Source organism: Bacteroides sp. CACC 737, from assembly GCF_013874375.1.
In the GTDB taxonomy this organism is placed as follows: domain Bacteria; phylum Bacteroidota; class Bacteroidia; order Bacteroidales; family Bacteroidaceae; genus Bacteroides; species Bacteroides uniformis.
This window is the reverse complement of sequence record NZ_CP059408.1, coordinates 3,511,641-3,532,126: the sequence shown is the minus strand read 5'-3', so window position 1 is coordinate 3,532,126 and position 20,486 is coordinate 3,511,641. Positions and strand designations below refer to the sequence as shown.

The 20,486-nt window shown below is 47.5% G+C and carries 12 protein-coding genes and 1 tRNA gene; 1 reads left to right on the top strand and 12 read right to left on the bottom strand.

Going from position 1 to position 20,486, the window contains the following annotated elements; genetic code table 11:
• Position 1: 1 nt before the first annotated feature.
• The 7 genes from H1A11_RS14835 to H1A11_RS14805 all read right to left on the bottom strand — a co-directional run bounded on the left by H1A11_RS14835 (position 2) and on the right by H1A11_RS14805 (position 12,164).
• On the bottom strand, positions 2–1,390 hold the full coding sequence (locus H1A11_RS14835; protein ID WP_174646624.1) for an MBOAT family protein: 1,389 nt from the start codon (positions 1,388–1,390) through the stop codon (positions 2–4).
• A 3-nt stretch (positions 1,391–1,393) separates the two neighbouring features.
• Complete coding sequence (locus H1A11_RS14830) at positions 1,394–1,636, bottom strand: acyl carrier protein (RefSeq protein ID WP_005830717.1); 243 nt, start codon at positions 1,634–1,636, stop codon at positions 1,394–1,396.
• Positions 1,637–1,644: 8 nt separating this feature from the next.
• Complete coding sequence (locus H1A11_RS14825) at positions 1,645–3,153, bottom strand: amino acid adenylation domain-containing protein (protein WP_138346263.1); 1,509 nt, start codon at positions 3,151–3,153, stop codon at positions 1,645–1,647.
• A gap of 301 nt (positions 3,154–3,454) precedes the next feature.
• On the bottom strand, positions 3,455–5,137 hold the full coding sequence (locus H1A11_RS14820) for a SusD/RagB family nutrient-binding outer membrane lipoprotein (protein WP_181757381.1): 1,683 nt from the start codon (positions 5,135–5,137) through the stop codon (positions 3,455–3,457).
• Between the two features lie 31 nt (positions 5,138–5,168).
• Positions 5,169–8,549, bottom strand: coding sequence for a SusC/RagA family TonB-linked outer membrane protein (locus H1A11_RS14815; RefSeq protein ID WP_370528672.1), 3,381 nt, complete (start codon positions 8,547–8,549; stop codon positions 5,169–5,171).
• A gap of 649 nt (positions 8,550–9,198) precedes the next feature.
• Entirely contained in the window at positions 9,199–10,203 is a 1,005-nt protein-coding gene (locus H1A11_RS14810; protein WP_131225597.1) for a 2-oxoacid:ferredoxin oxidoreductase subunit beta, read from the bottom strand.
• Positions 10,204–10,316: 113 nt separating this feature from the next.
• Complete coding sequence (locus tag H1A11_RS14805) at positions 10,317–12,164, bottom strand: 2-oxoacid:acceptor oxidoreductase subunit alpha (RefSeq protein ID WP_131225596.1); 1,848 nt, start codon at positions 12,162–12,164, stop codon at positions 10,317–10,319.
• A 165-nt stretch (positions 12,165–12,329) separates the two neighbouring features.
• Here H1A11_RS14805 and H1A11_RS14800 point away from each other — a divergent pair.
• Positions 12,330–12,401, top strand: a tRNA-Arg gene (locus H1A11_RS14800).
• Between the two features lie 65 nt (positions 12,402–12,466).
• On the opposite strand, the gene secDF is transcribed toward H1A11_RS14800, so the two are convergent.
• The 5 genes from secDF to H1A11_RS14775 all read right to left on the bottom strand — a co-directional run bounded on the left by secDF (position 12,467) and on the right by H1A11_RS14775 (position 20,423).
• Positions 12,467–15,466 carry a protein translocase subunit SecDF gene (gene secDF / locus H1A11_RS14795; protein ID WP_129643589.1) on the bottom strand — a complete coding sequence of 1,000 codons (3,000 nt, stop codon included), beginning with the start codon at positions 15,464–15,466 and terminating at the stop codon, positions 12,467–12,469.
• An 83-nt stretch (positions 15,467–15,549) separates the two neighbouring features.
• Entirely contained in the window at positions 15,550–17,634 is a 2,085-nt protein-coding gene (locus tag H1A11_RS14790) for a M3 family metallopeptidase (RefSeq protein ID WP_181757380.1), read from the bottom strand.
• Between the two features lie 41 nt (positions 17,635–17,675).
• Positions 17,676–18,776, bottom strand: coding sequence for an endonuclease/exonuclease/phosphatase family protein (locus H1A11_RS14785; RefSeq protein WP_117600125.1), 1,101 nt, complete (start codon positions 18,774–18,776; stop codon positions 17,676–17,678).
• 92 nt (positions 18,777–18,868) lie between these two features.
• On the bottom strand, positions 18,869–19,759 hold the full coding sequence (locus tag H1A11_RS14780) for a rhomboid family intramembrane serine protease (protein ID WP_117964656.1): 891 nt from the start codon (positions 19,757–19,759) through the stop codon (positions 18,869–18,871).
• Entirely contained in the window at positions 19,740–20,423 is a 684-nt protein-coding gene (locus H1A11_RS14775; RefSeq protein ID WP_171030407.1) for a rhomboid family intramembrane serine protease, read from the bottom strand. Before H1A11_RS14775 ends, H1A11_RS14780 begins: the two co-directional genes overlap by 20 nt.
• Positions 20,424–20,486: the final 63 nt, after the last annotated feature.

The following is a 20,486-nucleotide window of genomic DNA, read 5'->3' as shown; positions in this document are numbered from 1 at the left end:
GTCAAAATTGTAAATATATGAAGCTGTCCGAGTTGAACTGTCCCAGTGTGAAGAGTATTATGGCGAGCAGATAATAGATACTCCATCTTACGGCTGCCGGCTGTCGTCCGAAGGCTTCCAGCAAATCATGCTTGGACATGAAATATTCGTAAACCAATATCAGTACGAGTGCGCTTCCTGCCACAATGCTGTTGTGGTCCGGCATTCCGATGTTCATTTCCTTCCAGCTGTAATGCACATCGAAGGAGAGGTGGCTGATGTAGTGGAACGCTTCGGCCATGGAGCCCGCCCGGAAGAATATCAGAGAGACGGCAAAAAGCAGGTAGGTCCTTACGACGGATAGTGTGGCATATAAGCGGCTCCCCAATTGGGCTTTCAGTCTGCGGTGAAATGTCGTGGTCTTCATCTCGTAGAAGATGATGACACCTTGAATTAGTCCGTAGACAGCAAAGTTCCATCCGGCACCATGCCAGATACCCAGTCCCGTGAAGGTCAGCGCCAGACTTAGAAATACGCCCCATTGTCCCCATCCACGCAGGCTCGAGGACAACGGGAGGTACAGATAGTCGCGTACCCAGAATGAAAGCGACATGTGCCATCGGCGCCAGAAGTCGGCAGTGGTCTGCGCAATGAACGGCCGGTTGAAGTTTGGGCTGAGCTTGAATCCCAGCATGCGCGCTCCTCCCAATGCGATGTCGGTATATCCGGAGAAGTCGGCATACAGCTCTATCGGATATAGGAGGCATGCCATCAGCAATTGCACGCCTGAGGCTGTGTATACCGACCCGAAGACACCGTCTATGTATGGGGCGATGGAGTCGGCCAGTATCAGTTTCTTTATCAGTCCCACGACAATCAGTCTCATTCCGTAGACCATGGATGCATAGTCCGTAGCTTTGCAGGACTTCAGTTGGGGGAGCATGTCACCTGCCCTTTCTATGGGACCGGAAAGGAACTTCATGAAGAAGAGCATGTATATCATGAAGTCGGGCAGGCTCTTTTCCGGTTCTTCTTCTTGCCAATAGATTTCTGTCAGGTACGAAATGGCCTGGAAAGTATAGAAAGAGATTCCCAGCGGAAAAAGGATGTGGCAGTCTGTAAGCCGGTCGGCATACCGGAATGCCAACCAGCTCACGACCAGAAAACACACACCTGAAAAATAAATTCCCTTCATGCTGCTTTCCCGCTTGGTCTGTCCTATCCATTTGCCAAGGTAGAAGGTGGTAAGCGTGAGGATGAGGGCCGTTATCAGAAAAGTGAGGTGGTAGAAGCCTATGAAGAGGCAGCTGGCTGTCAGTAAGGTCGCTTTTCTGAATCGTGAAGGAAGCGTATGGTATAGAATGAAAGTACACGCAAACAGTACGACGAAGTTCAGGGATATGAATGACATTTCCTAGTTGGTTTTGGTTAAAATGGCATGGCAGATGTCTCCCACGTTTTTGAGTTTTACAATATCTCTGAAGGTGAAGCGTACATTGAATTTCTTCTCTATCTTGTTTATCAGTTGCATGTTGGTCAGTGAATCCCATCCTTCCACATCCTGGGCGGTGGTCTCATTGTCAAGTACAATGTTCTCTCTTTTCAGTACCTCCCGAAAGATGAGGCTCATTTCATTCAAAATAGTCTGTGTATCCATTGTCAAGTTTAAATTAGTTCTTGTATTTTCTTTCTGTCTGTTTTGCTACTGGTGTTCAGCGGAAACTGTTCCAGGCAATGCATATGCTTGGGAATCATGTAGTAGGGAAGCCTGCTATACAGATATTCCTCCATCTGCTGTTTGTCGAGCTGTTTCTTCTCTACGACGAGATGTAGTTCGCACTGATTGCCGTTGTCGTATTTGGGAATGACGACTACACGGCATTCACCGTTGAAAAAGTTTTTTGCCACATGTTCAATCTCGCTCAGCTCGATGCGAAATCCTTGTATCTTTATCTGTGAGTCTTTTCGTCCGCAATAGATGATGTCACCGTCGGCATCCATCCGGCAGAGGTCTCCCGTCTTGTAGTATACTTTTCCATTGGCGGTCTCTACGAGGCATTCCCCGTTTTTTTCGGGAGCATTCCAGTATCCACCCATCACTTGATTGCCGCTAATCCATAGTTCGCCGGTTTCTCCGGTAGGCAGCGGGCGACCGTCGTTATCCATAATTAGGGCATCGATGCCTTCGAAAGGCCTTCCGATAGCGGTCATGCCGTTGTGATGCTTGCAGGAGGTGACGGGTATCCGGTAGGCAGTGCAGTAGATGGTTCCCTCTGTCGGTCCGTATAGGTTTATGAAAGAGGCATTGGGGACACATTTTCTGAAAGCATCCAACAGCTCCGCGTCAGAAGCCTCGGCAGTAACCACTAGATATCTAAGTGCGGGGAGGTGTATCTCCGGAAAATAGGGACGTAGCAGCTGGAGCAGTGAAGGGGCCACGGCAGCGAAGGTCAGGTCGTATTTTTCCAGAGTTTCAATTACGTTGATGTATTTCACGCCTTCCGGAGAAACGGTGTATATGCAAGCACCCAGCGTCAGCGGATATAGAAAGGATACGATGGAAACGTCGAAAGTGAGTTCGAACATCTGCAGCATCCGGTCGTTTTCGTCCAGTTGCCAGTCGAGGCGGTGGTAGGCGGTATAGAAAGCATTTAGGTTACGGCGGGAGATGGGTACTCCTTTGGGTTCGCCCGTGCTTCCAGAGGTAAAGATGATGTAGGCATTTTCCTCTTCTGCCGTATGGAGGATGTCTTCTGCGGCATGGAACGTGGCGGAGTTCTCTGCCTGCTCTATTTCGGAGGTACATATCAGTTCCAGATTCCGGGTGTCGAGGTTCAAGATATGGATATTCTCGGTATGCAGCACGAGGCGAATGCCTGCCGAGTCGGCAATTCTGTCGTTCCTATGTTTGGGGTAGGAAGGATGGAGGATGACGTATGTCTTTCCGCAAATCAGTGCAGATAGTATGGATGCGTATGTTTCCAGTCTGTTTTCTGCGACGATGCCGATAATTTTGTCTTCTCTGTCCTTGAATAGGGAGGATATTTTCTGTACGCAAGTTGCCAGCTCTCCATAAGTGCAGGCCGTGTCTTCGATGACGAATGCTGGTCGGTCGGCATATTTGCCGAAGGCTTTCATGATGTCGCCAATCAAGTCATTTGGATATTTTTTCATTTAGTCCGTTATGTTATAGTTCAGTTTTTGCGGAAGCGATGTTTGTCCGTCGTTTATTAAAGACAGTGGTTTCCCGCAATCTCCCTACCGGGAAATCCTTAAGATTTCTAAAAAAGGAGGGATACTGTTCGGAATAAAAGAAACAGAGGGGGCAAATACATACTCACCACAGGATAGCACGGATTAACACTGCTAAAAACTCTTTATTATCAGAACTCCTAAGGCAATCTGTGTTAATCTGTGTTATTCTGTGGTGAGTATGATATACTCTTCGGGCAAAATGGGTTTGCAAACAAAGTCCTTATTTTGCCCAGAACAGTTTGTGGTAGTAAGTGTCTTCGGCCGACACCTCTTTATAGTAGGGATTGTAGTTGACTTCCGTATTCGGGTATCTCCAGCGGTTCGGCACATTTGTGATGGTACCGGCTACTTCGGGGAAGACCAGGCCGGACGGATAGCCGGTACGTCGGATGTCACTCCATGCCTCGCGACTGGCCAGGAAACCGAAATGCAGCCACTTTTGGGTAATGATAGCATCCAGCTTGTCTGCATATTCCGTGCTGTTCCATTTGGCAGCAGCGAAAGAGGCTGTTTCTTCGGCAGTGGGGGCATTATACCGGCGTGCGTTTTCACCCGTACTTACCGAGTCGTAATAGTAGTAAAGCGTGATGGACTGGCTGACAGCCTTTTTGAACTCTTCTTCCGCTTTTGCTTCATTCTTTGCCACTCCATACCCCATTTCATAGGCTTCCGCTTTCAGGAAATGGATTTCGGGTGAGGCCATTATCAGCATGTCGAATTTGTCGTTTTCCCAAAAGAAACCTTTCTGCGTGATTTGTGAGAAACCGGTGTTGCTGGTATTGACTTCGTCTTGTGCCTGCGAGTTGTAATATTCCGTCAGCTCATCTGCCACGGTAAGGTCTGTGCCCAGATAACGGTGTTCGTCCAATTGACCGGTGTTCTGGTTGGTAATCTTCACGGGATTGAAGTTGAGTAGGATGCGCGGGTCGTCTTCTCCTTTCACATAAACGCCGCTCAGTGGGTCATTGCAGGTCATATCGTAGTTGCCATGGCCCAGCATGCGGTCGATGATGGCGCCCGAAGCGAGTCGGTTGGTTACCCAGTCACCCAGTCCGTGGCCTGCAGTGAAGTTCAGTTGCCCAGACTTCTGGTTGACAATGAGGATGTTGTTTTCTTGTTCCTCTATCAACGGATAGGCCGACGGATTTTCCAGGATTTCCTTGATGGCGGTACGGCCTTCCGTCTGCAAGTCTCCTTGCGCGGCTACGCGCATGGCAAGGCGCAGTCGCAAGGAGTTTGCATAACGTTCCCATTTGTCCATGTCCCCGTTGTTGATAAAGTCTTGTGTATTGAAGTTCCTCGGTGTGGGGATGGAGCGGAATCGCGGAGCAATTTCTTTGAGCTCGTCAAGAATGGTTTTATATATATTCTCGGCCTTGTCATAGTGAGCATACGATTTACCTACATCGTTGGTAAGCGGTAGTGTGCAAGCTTCCGAAAAAGGCATATCCCCGAAAATGTCCACTGTGGCGGCGAAAAAATCGTACAGCTGTACTTTGGCGGCAAGATAGAATGCCTCATCCTGTGCTTGCTCTGCCGCGCTTTCTTCTTTGTAGAGAGATTCCAGCTTGCGGAACTGGGCCAGTGCCGAATACACATTGTCCCACTGTCCGTCAATGGCGGGTATATAGCCGGGGGTATACATATCTGTAGTGTTGGAGTAGCCGAAGGTTTGTGCATACTTGCCTGTAAACTGTGAATCGAATCCGAAGAACCGGTTGTATTCGTAAACATCATAGTCCTTTACTTTTTGGAAGACTCCTACCATCAGATTACTGATGGTGACTTGGGTTACTTTGGAGGGGTCTTCGTATTTGCTGTCGAAGTCATAATCCGTACAGCCTAATGTTGTCAGGAGGAATGCTCCCAATGAAACAAGAGATAATATCTTTGTCTTTTTCATACTCTTTTTTGTTTTTTGGATGGTTGTTTTGTCAGAAACTTGCACGAAGTGAAACACCGAAACTGCGGGTAGCTGTGGTAGAACTTCCCACGGTAGCCTGGTTGGCCCAGGATGTTCCGACGGACGACTCCGCATCGTAGTTTTTCAGTGCTTTGTAGAAATAGAAGAGGTTACGTCCGAAGACCGACACACTCAGCCGGCCCAGTCCCAGTTTGGAAATCATCTTTTCGGGAAACTGGTAGCCGATGGTCAATTCACGCAGTTTGACATAAGAATTGTCGAATACCGAATGGCGGTATGTCAGCTGTTCGGCCTCCGTTCCCCAATTATAGGTGGTGTTGTAGTAATAGCCTGCCGGAATGATACGTGTGTTTCTTTCGCCAGTGGAGGCCACTACACCCGGAAGGATGATGCCGTCGTGGTAGATTATCTCTCCGTTGGGGCCGGCACTCGTGGAAGGGTCTACTTGTACCGGAATTCCGCTGGAATTGTTGTCGCCCGGATAGTAATAGGATAGTCCGCCGTGTTCCGTATCACGGTACTTCAGGGATTCGGGTGTCAGACCCACTGCGGTGGCATATTGGTTCATTTCGTTGATGACATCTCCTCCGATGCGGAAGTCGATACTGAAATCGAGGAATACATTCTTGTAGGAGAAAGAGTTGAATAGACCTCCTACGCCTGCCGGATTGATGTTGCCGACTTTCTGCAATTCGGTTTGGTTGAGGTAAAGACCTTTATCGGAAACGAGGTACTCACCGTTTTCGTTCACCTGGGGAACCTGTGCATAGATGTCACCCATTGGCTGGCCTTCCACAGCTTGTATTTTTATTCCGCTGCCTCCGGAGTTGAGTATTTCCAGATAGGGCACTCCATCGGCCAGTTTCACTACTTTGTTCTTATATACACCATAGTTGGCTGTCAGGTCCCAGCGGAAATCTCTGGTCAGTATGGGAGTGGCACTGATTGATATATCCCAGCCGTGGTTGGCTACCTCGCCCACATTCATCAACACATTCTTTACGCCTGATGTGGAAGGTTGCGGCGTGGAGAGTATCTGGTCCTTTACACGGTTGTTGTAGTAGGATATATCTATACCCAACCGGTTGTTTAAAAACTTGCTTTCCAGACCTATCTCGTATTCGTACTTCTTTTCCGGACGGATATCTGCATTCCCCCATGAAGAGGGAATGGTGTTCCAGGTGAATCCGTTGTCTGAACCTTGCTCGTAGACGATATTGGCGGTATAGGTTTCAGGAGCATTTCCTACGATACCGTATGAGAGGCGCAGTTTTCCATAGTTCCACCATGACGGCATGTGGAAGGCTTGGGTGAAGAGGAAACTCAGATTAGCGGAAGGATAGAAAAAGCTCTGGTCTTTTAGGGTAGACGAGCGTTCCTGGCGTCCGGTCAGTTCAAGGAATAGATAGTTGTCCCATCCCAGGCTCAGTGTACCCATATAGCCGGTTTTCAGTAGTTCCATACGTTGCAGGGTACTGCTTGGCGTGTAGCGGCTGGCATTGAGGTCGAACCAGTTTTCCGTGACAAGCCCGCCATTGGTGGAGACCCTCATATTGTTCATATTTTCGTAGCGTCCGGTCCAGCCTACGGTGGCGGCAATGTCGAAGCGGTTGATATTATAGTTGAAGTTCAACATAACATCTCCATAGACAATGTCGTAACGGCGGTTGATGGACTGGAAGCTACCGTTGGGGTCGTATAGGGAATTGGGTTGTTCGCTTTCATATTTCAGTGTTTGCTTCACATCTGTGATATCAGTTGAAACCTGGGCGCGCAGACTCAGCCAGTTGGTTATCTGCCAGGTGGGGCGAATCATACCGATGAGCCGATTCTCTGTCTCGTCGCTATGGTGATGGTACATATTCCACAGCATGTTGTTCACTCCGGTGGCGTAACTGGGGTCGTAGGCCCATGATTCCTCAGGAGTCAGCGTGGCGTTTCCTCCGACAAAGGTATTACGGTATCCCAGACTGGTGACGTAGCTTTGTTTCAGATAGGGAATGTCCAGGAAGGTGGAGAACATGTTGCCGAAACCGCTGTATAGGTTGAGCGAGGTTTGCGGACGGTCTTCTACATTCTGTACGATGTAGTTAAGGGAGTATTCCAGTTTCAGCGGTTTCGCCAGTTGATACGAACCGGTCAGCTTGAAGTTGTGTTTGGTGAAGCTTCCGGTCAAGGCATTGGGAATCTCGTCCATGAATGTGTAGGAGAAGCGGTTGCTGGTGGTTTCCGTCCCTTGTGAGATGGCGAGATTGTAAGTCTGGGTCCAGCCGGTGCGAAACAACTCTTTCCACGGGTTGTCGGTCAGTGCCTGGTAGGGGCGCATCTTCCCGTCCCAGTAAAGTACCTCGCTACCGTCGTATTTCGGGCCGAAGGACAAGGTGGTGGAACGGAGGCTTTTGTAGCTTTGTCCGTTTAGGGTTCTCTGATAGAAGCCTCCCGTCTGTTTCTCATAATCGCTGTATGCGGTGTTGTAGGTTCCCGGCCCGTATACGGTCTGTACTTTTGGCAGATAAGCCGGTAAGTTTGCCATGACTTGGGCATTGAAGTCCACCGTCAGCTTGCCACTTTTGGCGCGTTTGCTGGTGATGACTACCGCACCGTTTGCAGCCTCCGAGCCGTAGAGAGCTGTGGCGGAAGCTCCTTTCAGAATACTGAGGCTCTCGATGTCCTCTGGGTTGATGTCTACCAGACCATTGGAACGGATTTGTCCGTCGTTGCCAAATTCAGCGAAGTCCGTGCTTTTGCCCGTGCCGCCGTTGCGGATGGGTACCCCGTCCAGAATGATGAGTGGCTGGTTATTTCCAGTGATAGAGGTCAGGCCGCGTACGTTGATGGAGACAGCTCCGGCAGAACCGCCCTGTGTTTGTGTAATGCGGACTCCCGGTGCTTTACCGTACATGGCAGAGGCAAAATTGGGTGCTCCTGCCTTTACCAATTCGTCTGCACTGATGGTACTGATGGCATAACCGACACGTTTCGTATCTTTTTTGATACCCATTGCCGTTACTACGACTTCTTTCAGTTGCTGGGTATCTTCGCTGAGTGTAATCTTCAGGTCGCCTTGCTTTTTTCGTTTTGCCAGGTTTATCTCCCGGGTGGCATAGCCCATGTAAGCGATAGAGAGTGTTGCATCTGCAGGAACGGTCAGTGTGAAGTTGCCGTCCACATCGGTAATGACGCCGTTGTTGGTACCTTTCTGTATGACGCTGGCACCGATAAGCGGTTCTCCTGTTACATCTCTCACAATGCCTTTAATGGTTCGGTTTTCTTGTGCGAAGGCTGTTCCGGTGAAAAGAAATGCTAATAACCAACTTGCAATAATCAAACTTTTTTGGAAGTGCGACACTGAATGTGGAATGTCACACCGTTTTCTCATCCTGATTTTCATACTACTGAAAAATAATTGATTTATCTTATTATAAATATTACGTCCTTTCGGCGGATATTTTAGCAAGAGATATGCCAAACGAAAGGCAAGCTATCCTTTCAAGGATGAATAATGTTGATAATCAATCGTTTATTTTTAATTGGGAAAAGGGAAGTTCGGGTGTTTGTGGTGTGGAGATGTGGAAAAAATCCACAGTAGGTATTCCACAATTTCCCTCTCTTCCCTTGAAGTCTTGTTGTCGGCCCTTATTGGTAGCCTTGTTCGTCGGAGGTATGTTCTATCGCTGTAATAAAATCTGGTGCAGTTGCAGTGGTTGCATTTTCTTTTCAGGGTGGGAGTGCTTTTGACCTTTATCTGGGAAGGATTACTCGAACGAAGGAACCATCAGCCTGCGGTTTGTGAGAGAAAGGATAGGTAGGTACTCTTACTTTTGGGAAATTAATATCATGTTTGCACCTTATTTGTTTCGTGCAAACATAATATTAATAAGAAATGATACAAGCTATTAATATTGCAACTCAAAAGTGTGGAAGCAAAATGCGCTTCCATACTTTTGAGTTGCTTCCACAGCATCTGAAATGCCGTTGGATAAGAAATTTCGGCAGATGAGTGGAAGTGTGGAAGCAACTTATGCAAAAATCTTAGTGGTTTATTTTACTTCCCACGTATCGTTCGTCATCAATAACTCCTCGAAGTTGTGATACTTCTTCTTGGCAGACACCTCTTCGATTTGTTCATGAACGGCATCGTCGTAAGTAGGAGCTTCCACATCGCGGATAACACCGAGTGCAATCGGGAAGTCGGGACCTTCCATTAGGGCAAGCTTTAGTTGCAGGGTGTTGTCCATGCAGTGGGCATCGTGGATGAGGATATCCTTCTCTGTAATGCCGTTCTCACCGAGTTTCACGACTTTCAGACCAAAGCCTTCCTGCATCAGGCCGTATTCGTTGTTCTCGCCGAAGAACATCGGTTCGCCATGTTTCAGGTAGATGGCATTCTTGGAGCGGTCTTCCTTTTTGGCTACGGAGTCATGCGTACCGTTATTGAAGATAACGCAGTTTTGCAGAATCTCGCAAACGGAAGCCCCTTTGTGAGCCATGGCTGCCTTCAATATTTCCACTGTCCCCGGAGCATCGGTAGCTACCGCGCGGGCAAAGAAACGGCCACGGGCACCGAAACAAAGCTCTGCCGGGTGGAATGGATCTTCTACCGTACCGTAGGGAGACGACTTGCTGACGAAACCACGCGGAGAGGTCGGGGAATATTGACCTTTGGTCAGACCGTAGATGCGGTTGTTCAGCAGAATCATGTTCAGGTCGATATTACGGCGTACGGCGTGGATGAAGTGATTACCGCCGATGGCCAGACCGTCACCGTCGCCGGAGATTTGCCATACCGTCAGGTTGGGATTGGCAACCTTGGCACCTGTAGAGATGGCAGCAGCACGTCCGTGGATGGTCTGCATCGCATACGTATTCATATAATAGGGCAGACGGCTGGAGCAGCCGATACCTGAGATGACGGCATTCTCCCAAGGAGCTTTGCCGATTTCTGCCATTGCTTTGTGCAGTGAGGCCAGAAAGAAGTGGTCACCACAACCCGGACACCAACGAGGTTGTCCTTTTTTATAGTCTTTTGCTGTATATTCGCACATAATCTTTTTAAATTGATAGTTGATAATTGATAGTTGATAATTGATAGTTGATAATTGGTGGTTGGTCATTGATAATCCGCATATTACGCATGGTTATTATCAATAGTTAACAGTCAATTGTCAATTAATTTATTGAACGCTGCCACCAGCTCGGCAACGACGAACGGCTGTCCTTTGACTTCGTTGAACTGGTACGGGGTGAAGTTGTCTATCTTCATACGTAGATAACCGGCAAATTGTCCGAGGTTTTGTTCGGCAACTACCACCTTCTTGTACTTCTTCAGAACAGCCTCCGTGTTCTTGGGGAGTGGGTTTAGATAAGTGAAGTGGGCGAGGGCAACCTTCTTGCCTGCCTTCTTCATCTCTTCCATGGCCGAATACAAGTGGCCGTATGTACCGCCGAAACCGACAATCAGCAAATCGGCATCGTCTGCACAGCCTTGCACTTCTACATCAGGTACGGGGATTTTGGCCACCTTCTCGGCACGTAGGTGGCACATCAAGTTATGGTTTTCGGGATCGGTGGAGATGGCACCGGTATTGCTGTCTTTCTCCAGACCTCCGAGGATGTGCATATAGCCTTCTTGTCCAGGGATGGCCCAGTAGCGGACACCCGTTTCAGGATTGCGTTTGTACGGAGTATAGTTGTCCTTCATTTCGGGAGTCACATAGGGAGGAGTGATGGCGGGATAGTCTGCCAGTTTGGGCAGCTTCCAGGCGCCGGAACCATTGGCAACAAAGCCGTCGGTCAGCAATACGACCGGAGTCATGTGTTCCAATGCAATCTTGCTTGCCATGTAGGCTGCATCGAAACAGTTTGTGGGTGAAGAGGCAGCGATGACGGGCATTGGGCTTTCACCGTTGCGGCCGAACAGTGCTTGTAACAAGTCTGTCTGCTCTGACTTGGTGGGCAGACCGGTAGAAGGGCCGCCACGTTGCACGTCGAGCACAACCAGCGGAAGTTCTGTAATGACTGCCAGGTTCATGGCTTCCGATTTCAGACAGACACCGGGACCTGAAGTGGAGGTCACAGCCAGCGCGCCTGCAAAAGCGGCGCCGATAGAAGTGGCGCAACCGGAAATTTCGTCTTCACACTGCACGGTCATCACGCCCAGAGACTTGTGCTTAGAGAGTTCGTGCAGTACATCGGTTGCCGGAGTAATGGGATAGGAGCCGAGGAACAGCTTCAGGCCAGCCTTTTCAGCTGCGGCGATGAAGCCGTAAGCAGTAGCTTTGTTACCCGTGATATCCATGTATCTGCCGGGAACGGTGGTTTTACTTTCAATCTTATATGTGTGGGCTACGGAAGCATGGGTGTTGTGTCCGTAATCATATCCTGCATGTATAACCTTGATGTTTGCCTCGGCAATTTCGGGCTTTTTGGCGAATTTCTCGCGGATGAAATCTTCGGCTATCTTTAGGTCGCGGTTGAACAGCCAACATACCAGACCTACTGCAAACATGTTGCGGCATTTCAGCATGGATTTGTTGTCCATTCCGGTGTCGGCAAGGCAGTCTTTCACCATCTTTGAGATGGGGGCGGCGATGACATCCTGCTTAATACCCATTTCCTCTATCGGATTATCGGTCTTGAAAGCCGCCTTTTCCAGGTCTGATTTCTGAAAAGCGTCTGTATCGATAATGATACAAGCAGTGGATTTAGCAAACTTATATTGGGTTTTCAGTGCGGCGGCGTTCATCGCTACCAATACGTCGCATTTGTCACCCGGGGTATAGACTTTCTCAGCACCGATATGTACTTGGAAACCGGAAACACCGGTAAGTGAACCTTGCGGGGCGCGGATATCTGCCGGATAGTCGGGGAATGTACTGATATCATTGCCCACGGTAGCCGAAACTGTTGAAAAGATGTTGCCGGCGAGCTGCATACCATCGCCGGAGTCTCCGGAGAAGCGGACTACCACTTGCTCCAGTTCTTTGACCATCATGTCGTTTGCCATAACTTACGAATTACTATAGATTAATTTTTGGGGGTTACTGTATTCTATCACTGACCGACAAATTTCGTAAAGTTAATCGGATTAACAAAACTTTTTTCGGAAAATCGACAGAATACATTATCTTTGCATTCGCAATCTACTGCAATATGCAGAATCTATGCAAAAGGTCTTGTAGTTCAACGGATAGAATAGAAGTTTCCTAAACTTTAGATCCGGGTTCGATTCCCGGCGAGACTACAAAAAAGGAGGAAATCCATTTCGGATTTCCTCCTTTTTTAGTTTATAGTTTTTTGTCTAAATTCTTATTTGGCTACTTCTACAGCTGCTTCAGTACCTTTCTTGTTTTTCATCAACAGATATGCGATAGGAGATGCAACGAACAGAGAAGACAGTGTACCGAATACAACACCCAGAATCATGGCGAATGCGAAGCTGCGGATGGAATCACCACCGAGGATGAAGATGCACAGCAACACAATCAAGGTGCTCAGTGAAGTATTGATGGTACGTGCCAAAGTTGTATTCAATGAGTCATTGAACAACTGGAACTTGTCACGCTTCGGATAGAGACCGAAGAATTCACGTACACGGTCAAAGATTACCACCTTGTCGTTGATAGAGTAACCGATAGCTGTCAGGATGGCACCGATAAAGGTCTGGTCGATTTCCAGAGAGAACGGCATCCAGCCCCAACAGATGGAGTAGGCACCCAGGATGATGATAGTATCACAAGCCAATGCGGATACTGAACCGATACTGTATGCAATATTGCGGAAACGGATCAGGATATAGATACCGATGGCAATCAATGCAAGTACAACAGACCAGATGGCTGAAACCTTAATGTCGTCTGCGATACTCGGACCTACCTTCTGGGAACTGATAATACTTCCGCCCGTATGGTTTTCGCGGTCGATGAAGGTTTCCAAAGTGATGTTCTGAGTCAGCAACGGTTTCAATGTTTCGTATAAGTATGCTTCGATCTCAGAGTCGATGTTGTTACCTTCTTCTTCGATACGGTAGTTGGTACTGATACGTACTGTCTTGCCGTCCGTGCCGATGGCGATAACGCTGACATTGGCATCGCCGAACTTGCTGGAGATAAGCTCGCGAACTTGTTCTGGCTCTACCTTATTCTCAAACTGTACTTTGAAGTTACGTCCACCAGTGAAGTCGATACTCTGGCTCAATCCGCGGGTAGCGAGGAAAGCGATACATATAACTATGATAACTCCGGTAGTGGTCAGCCACAATTTGTTTCTACCCATGAAGTCGAAGTGTACATTCGCCATCAAGTTCTTTGAAATCTTGGAAGAGAATGTCAGATTCAGGAGTTTGTCCTTGCTCATGAAATGGTCATAGAACAGACGCGTCATGAATACGGCAGTAAAGAACGAAATCAAAATACCGATAATCAATGTAGTAGCAAAACCACGGATAGGACCTGTACCGAAGTTGAACAAGATAATACCGGTGATGATAGACGTCAAGTTGGAGTCGAAGATTGCAGAGAAGGCGTTGGAGTAACCGTCAGCCAATGCTTTCTTTACACCCTTGCCTGCACGGAGTTCTTCTTTGGTACGTTCGTAAATCAATACGTTGGCATCTACAGCCATACCCAGTGCCAGCACCATACCGGCAATACCGGACATCGTCAATGCTGCTTGGAAAGAAGAAAGGATACCCAATGTGAAGAACAAGTTCAGTACCAGAGCACCGTTGGCAACCATACCCGGAATGAATCCGTACATAGAGCACATGTAAACCATCAGCAGAATCAATGCTACGATGAATGACATGATACCGGCATTGATAGAAGCTTGTCCCAGTGAAGGACCTACGATATCTTCTTGTACGATGTGTGCAGGAGCCGGCATCTTACCTGATCTTAACACGTTTGCCAAGTCTTTTGCTTGTTCCGGAGTAAAGTGACCGGTAATCTGTGAGTTACCGCCCGTGATTTCATTGTTTACGTTCGGTGCTGAGTAAACATAACCGTCCAGCACGATAGCAATGCTTTTGCCGATATTCTGTTTGGTGAGCTGAGCCCAACGGCGGGCACCGTCAGTGTTCATAGACATACTTACGGCAGGTTTACCGTAATGGTCGTATTCGTCTTTGGCGCTAACCACTACATCACCTTCCAGAGGCGCCTTGCCGTTACGTTCTGTAGAACGGATGGCATAAAGTTCGAAAGTCTGGGCTTTCGGATCGTATTCATAAGGAGATACGCCCCACTTCAGACGCAAGTCTTTCGGCATTTCGGCCTGAACTTCCGGCATGGAAAGGTATCTGTTGATTTCAGCAGTATCCTTGTAGTTGGCATAAGCAACAACAGGACCTTGCCCGCTGGGGTTGACCTGCAGGATGGCGAACAGCGGGTGTTCTTTCTTTATCTGCGCAAGGTCAACAGCTTGTGTTTTGTTTTCGCCTTTTAAAGCAGCGGCAAGACTGTCGGCTGTGCTGGTAGCTTGTGCTACGGCAGGAGTTTCGGTAGCTGCGCTGTCTGCCTCTTCTGTCGGAGTTTCGCTTGCAACGATGGCACGCAACTTGGTGTCGGCAGCTTGCAGATAAGGAGTAACATCTTTTGCTGTGTATGTTTCCCAGAATTCCAGATTGGCGGAACCTTGTAACAATTTTCTTACACGTTCAGGCTCTTTGATACCCGGAAGTTCCACCATGATGCGCCCCATCTTGTCTTCCAGACTTTGGATGTTAGGCTGAACTACACCGAAACGGTCAATACGGGTACGGAGTACATTATAGGAATTCTCAACAGCCGCCTTTACCTCTTCGCGCAATACTTTTTCAACTTCTGCGTCGGTAGATTTCTGAGTTACCTTGTCTTTTAATTGTTGGGTTGCGAACAGCTGTGACAGCGGAGCACCCGGAGCAAGCTTGTGATACTCTCTGACGAACAAGGTGATCACGTCATCCTGGCTTGTGGTAGCTTGTTTGGCGGCAGTGGCCAATGCTTGGTTGAATGCTTCGTCAGTCTTGTTGTCAGCCAATACTTTGATGACATCGGGTACGGATACTTCAAGGATGACGTTCATACCGCCCTTCAAGTCCAAACCTAAACTGATCTCCATCTCACGACATTGTTTCAGCGTCCAATTGCCAAAATACACTTTCTCATTAGCCAGAGAATCGAGGTAGTCCTGCTCTACTTTCACATCGCCTTTTGCAAACTCTTTGGCCTTACTTGTGTAATGGCGAGTTACAAAAGAGAAGGAGAGATAGAACACACACACCAGTGTGAGCAATATCGCAAAAACCCTTACAAATCCTTTGTTTTGCATGTTACTTTTAGTTTATTATGATTACTTTTTAATTAAATTCTGTTGCATACAAGGCTGCAAATATAGCTTTTTTTTCACAAATCTTACTTCATACCGCGATTTTTTAACATCGGGTCTAATTGAGGCTCAGTTCCTCTGAAGTTCTTATAGAGAGTCATCGGGGCTTCGCTGTCTCCTTTTTCCAGAACATTTTGGCGGAAAAGGTCGGCTGTTTGCTTGTCGAAGATACCGTGTTCTTTGAAGGCTTCGAAGGCATCATTGTCTAGAACATTGGCCCAGAGATAGCTGTAGTAGCCTGCCGCATAGCCGCCAATGATGTGGTTAAAGTACGTGGTACGATAACGGGGAGCTATTTCCGGAATCAGCCCCAGTTGGTCCATTGCTTCTTTTTCGTATGCAACGACATCAAGACCTTCGGTGTCAGTCAGGTTATGCAGATTCATGTCGAGGATGGCGGCGGCCAGCAACTCGGTAGTCATGAAACCCTGATTGAACGTTTTTTGGTTCAGTATCTTTTCAATCAGGCTGTCGGGGATGACTTCGCCAGTCTTGTAATGCTTGGCATACATTTTCAGCACTTCGGGTTCGGTGGCCCAGTGCTCGTTGATTTGGGAGGGGAGTTCCACGAAATCGCGTACGACATTGGTGCCTGAAGTACCTTTATACTGGCATTGGGTTAGCAATCCGTGCAGAGCATGGCCAAACTCATGGAACAAAGTTTCTACTTCGTCGATAGTCAGCAGGGAGGGAGTGTCGCCTACCGGCTTGGTGAAGCTGCATACGTTGCATACTAATGGGCGTACGCCGTCTTGTTGCTCACGGTAATTACTCATCCATGCTCCGCCACTCTTGCCGGGGCGGGGGAAGTAGTCTACATAGAAAATGCCCAGTTGTGAGCCATCGGCGGCTTTCACTTCGAACACTTCCACATCGGGATGATAGACGGGGATGCCCTCGAGTTTAGTCAGTGTGATGCCATAGAGCTTGTTGGCAACGGCAAAGGCGCCTTCGCGTACATTTTCCAGCTTGAAGTAGGGCTTGATTTCTTCTTCTTCGAGATTGTATTTTTCTTTGCGCAGTTTCTCGGTGTAGTACCACCAGTCCCATGCTTCCAGTTTCTCTCCTTTGCCTTCCTTGTCCATCAGCTTTTGCAGCTCGGCTGCTTCGGCTTTTGCCTTGGGGAGTGCATAGCTCCATAAATTGTTGAGGAAGTCCATCACGGTAGCGGAATTCTTTGCCATTGTATTGTCCAATACAAAGTTGGAGTAACAATCGAATCCCAGCAATTGCGCCTTTTCAAGTCTCAGGCTTACGATGTCGGCAATGATTTTTTTGTTGTCGTTCTTGTCATTGTTGTTGCCACGGTTGATGTAGGCTTTGTACATCTGCTCGCGCAGCGGGCGGTTGGCTGAATATTGCAGGAAAGGCAGGCGGCTTGCATTGTGCAGGGTGAACAGCCATTTGCCTTCTTGTCCGGTGGCACGGGCTTCGACCAAGGCGCTTTCGCGGAACCATTGGGGAAGTCCGGCGAGGTCTTCTTCTTTTTCTACATAAAGCTTGAAATCGTTGTTTTCGTTCAGGATGTTGTTGCTGAACGTGATTCCGAGCGTGGAAAGCTGCTTGTTGATTTCGCGCAGGCGGGCTTGTTTGTCGGCCGGAAGATTGGCGCCGGAACGGACAAAACCCTTATAAGTCTTTTCCAGCAGTCTTTGTTGCTCACGGGTCAGACCGAGAGCATCTTTCTGATTGTAGACAGCATCTATTTTCTTGAAAAGCTCCTGATTGAGTGAGATGTTGTCTTCGTGTTCGGCCAATGTCGGGGCCAGTTTCATGGAAAGGGCTGTCAGTTCATCGGTAGTTTCGGCCTCCGTCAGGTTGAAGAATACACCGCCTACACGGTCCAGAGTTGGGGAGCTGTTGTCGAGAGCAACAACGACATTTTCGAAAGTGGGAGCTTCCGTATTGGCAATGATGGCTTGGATATTGGCATTCTGCTCTTCTATACCTTTTTGGAATGCGGGTTCATAGTGCTCCAACTTGATTTTATCGAATGGAGGCACTCCATTGGGTGTTTGAAACTCGGTAAGGAACGGATTGCTTTCCGTCTGGGTGGCACAGGAGTACATCATACAACTTGCTGCTAAAATTAGAATACATTTTTTGAACATTGTTTTCTAAGTATTAAATGTTAAGTATTAATTCTCAATTCTCAATTCTTTTTGGTGATATAACACCATATCGGATAGTGGTCTGAATCCTTGATGGAACGGTCTACTGTACAATTGTAGGCTTTCAGGTTCTTGCTGGTCAATATATTGTCTATCCGAAAATAGAATCTGTTCTGATTGTAAGAAATTCCTAATCCCCGTCCTGATTTGGTGAATGCATCGTCCAGATTTTGGGCGATGGTACGATGAGTATAAGAGATGGGGGTGTCGTTGAAATCGCCACATACAATGATACAAGGATGTGGTGAAGCTGTTATTTCGTGTGCAATCGTGTCAGCTTGCGGTGCGCGGATGGCTGATGCCTCTGCTAATTTACGTATGAGCAGGCGCATACCGCTTTTCACCTTTTCTTTTTCAGGGGATTTCAGCATGTTTTCGTACACGGCTTTATCGGCTTTGGTCAATTTGTTGGACTCCAAATGATTGTTGATGAGGGTGACTGTATCCTCTCCTATTTTTACTTCATACAGTACCGAACCGTTGTACTCGCTGGAATAATCTAGTACACGTGCCGAGAGAATCGGATATTTGGAATAACATGCTATCTTGTTGGTATGCCCTTTTTCCCTGCCCACCGTGTTGATGCGGTGATATGGATATGCCTTGAGTTCCTGTTCCACATCTTTTTGCGAAAGGTGCCGGGATGATTCTGTCGTGGAGTATTCTTGGAGGCAGAGGATATCGGCATTACTTTCTTTTAAATAAGTCAGTATGGGATTCTTGCCATTCTGCTTGATGGCTCCGTCAAATCCCATGATGTTGTATGAGAGTAATTTGAAACTTGTTTCAGGCAACTTGTTTGTATGAAAGTTGATGGGCAGATAAGTGCGTGTCTGTGAATAACAAAGTAGTAATCCTATCAAGGGAAGCAATGCGGTTTTGTAACGCTGGATGACCAGCCAAAAGATGAAGAAGCCTATATTTATCATCAGAAAAACGGGAAATGTCAGTCCCAGGCACGACTGCACCGGATGTGTGACCGGCTGTATGTGCGGACTATAGGCGGTAAACAGTAGCAAGCCCGTAAACAAGGCATTGACCGCCAAAATCAGGAGGGCGACAAAATTACCTAAATACTTCATTATAATAATTGAAAATTGAAAGGTGAAAACTGAAAATAAGAGTGGCGGCTATTTTCTCATTCTCCATATTCCACTTTCCGTTTTCCATTTGTTTAACGTTTACTTGCGTCGAACAAGCTTTTCTTTTCCTCCGTAGTAAGGCTTTCGTATCCCGATTTCTTTAATTTGTCGAGAATGCGGTCTATTTCGTCGGATTGGGCTTTTTTCCGTGCGTTGTAATCATAATCTTTTTGTTTACTGGTACCGTAATGTACTTTCATTTTCGGCTTTCGGGGTTTAAAGCTGACGATGGAAACTAAAGCATCCAGACATTTGTTTATACATGAGGTCAGGTCACTGCCTTTGCTGAGGCTGGCAGCAAACCATAACCCTGCCAGCGCACCTCCCAAATGTGCGATGTGTCCACCGGCATTGCTGGAGGTAATGAATAGCAAATCGGTGCCTATAACGATAAGCGCCAGATACTTCAGTCGGATGGTTCCGAAAAGAAATAGATGTATCGGATAGTTGGGCTCACGATAGGCTGTGGCAGCTACGATGGCAAGCACGGAAGCAGAGGCACCCAGCATGAAAGAGTAATTTATCATGGGGTGGAAGTACGGGAAAATATGATAGGCGGCAATATAGAGCAAACCACCGCAGATTCCTCCCAAAATGTACACACCACGCAGATGCTTTGCAGAAAAGAAGTTCAGGAATAGTGCTCCGAACCAATAAAGCCACAGCATGTTGAAAAGAATGTGCATGAATCCTGCATGCATGAACATGTACGTCAGCAGTGACCACGGTTGCAGAATGAAGCGTGAAAGTGATGCCGGTAATTCCAGCCATTCGAATATTCCCATCATACTCCGATTGAACAATTGGAGCATGACTTCAGTCAGAGTGGTGAATATGAATACCGCTGCATTGATGTAAATCAACTGGATATAGATATTTCCTCTGCGAAAGTTTTCTTTCAAATCAGTTATAATAGTAGCCATTTCCTCTGTTCTTTTTTCTCCAATACATAATCAAGATAAAACCGAATACCATACCGCCCAGATGTGCAAAGTGTGCCACATTGTCTCCTGCGTTATTTGCAAATCCGGCATATAGCTCAATCAGGGCATATCCGATAACAAAATATTTGGCCTTGATGGGAACCGGTAACGGGAAGATGAACATTTGCTGGTTGGGGAACAACATGCCGAATGCCAGCAGAATGGCGTATACTGCTCCCGAAGCTCCCACGGTAGTCATCATATTGAGATATTCCTCCATCGGGATGATGGCCATGCCGGTATTCACGCTGTCATAGGCGGAAAGCACTGTCTCATAATGAATATACTGTACCACCTCCTGAATAATTCCGGCTCCTATACCGCATGCCAGATAGTAGAACAGAAATCGTTTAGGCCCCCATACCTGCTCTAAAATACGTCCGAACATCCATACGGCAAACATGTTGAAAAATATGTGCGCGAATCCGGCATGCATGAACATATATGTTATCAATTGTGCTGCATTGAAATCTTCGGCAAGGAAAAAATGCAATCCCAGATATTGGGCGAGGTCGATGCCGTAGCTTTGGGCGACAATGCTACCCAGAAACATCAGCACATTAATGATTAAAAGGTTCTTGGTTACAGTAGGTATAGTATTCATAATCTGTTGTTTCAATTCATTTTACAGTTCAAAAACAGTTGCCTGTTTTTGCTTTCTCCGGCA

Excerpts from the sequence above, each read along its gene's own strand:
- H1A11_RS14835 (WP_174646624.1), bottom strand. The coding sequence starts at position 1,390 with ATGTCATTCATATCCCTGAACTTCGTCGTACTGTTTGCGTGTACTTTC.
- H1A11_RS14830 (WP_005830717.1), bottom strand. The coding sequence starts at position 1,636 with ATGGATACACAGACTATTTTGAATGAAATGAGCCTCATCTTTCGGGAG.
- H1A11_RS14825 (WP_138346263.1), bottom strand. The coding sequence starts at position 3,153 with ATGAAAAAATATCCAAATGACTTGATTGGCGACATCATGAAAGCCTTC.
- H1A11_RS14820 (WP_181757381.1), bottom strand. The coding sequence starts at position 5,137 with ATGAAAAAGACAAAGATATTATCTCTTGTTTCATTGGGAGCATTCCTC.
- H1A11_RS14815 (WP_370528672.1), bottom strand. The coding sequence starts at position 8,549 with ATGAAAATCAGGATGAGAAAACGGTGTGACATTCCACATTCAGTGTCG.
- H1A11_RS14810 (WP_131225597.1), bottom strand. The coding sequence starts at position 10,203 with ATGTGCGAATATACAGCAAAAGACTATAAAAAAGGACAACCTCGTTGG.
- H1A11_RS14805 (WP_131225596.1), bottom strand. The coding sequence starts at position 12,164 with ATGGCAAACGACATGATGGTCAAAGAACTGGAGCAAGTGGTAGTCCGC.
- secDF (WP_129643589.1), bottom strand. The coding sequence starts at position 15,466 with ATGCAAAACAAAGGATTTGTAAGGGTTTTTGCGATATTGCTCACACTG.
- H1A11_RS14790 (WP_181757380.1), bottom strand. The coding sequence starts at position 17,634 with ATGTTCAAAAAATGTATTCTAATTTTAGCAGCAAGTTGTATGATGTAC.
- H1A11_RS14785 (WP_117600125.1), bottom strand. The coding sequence starts at position 18,776 with ATGAAGTATTTAGGTAATTTTGTCGCCCTCCTGATTTTGGCGGTCAAT.
- H1A11_RS14780 (WP_117964656.1), bottom strand. The coding sequence starts at position 19,759 with ATGGCTACTATTATAACTGATTTGAAAGAAAACTTTCGCAGAGGAAAT.
- H1A11_RS14775 (WP_171030407.1), bottom strand. The coding sequence starts at position 20,423 with ATGAATACTATACCTACTGTAACCAAGAACCTTTTAATCATTAATGTG.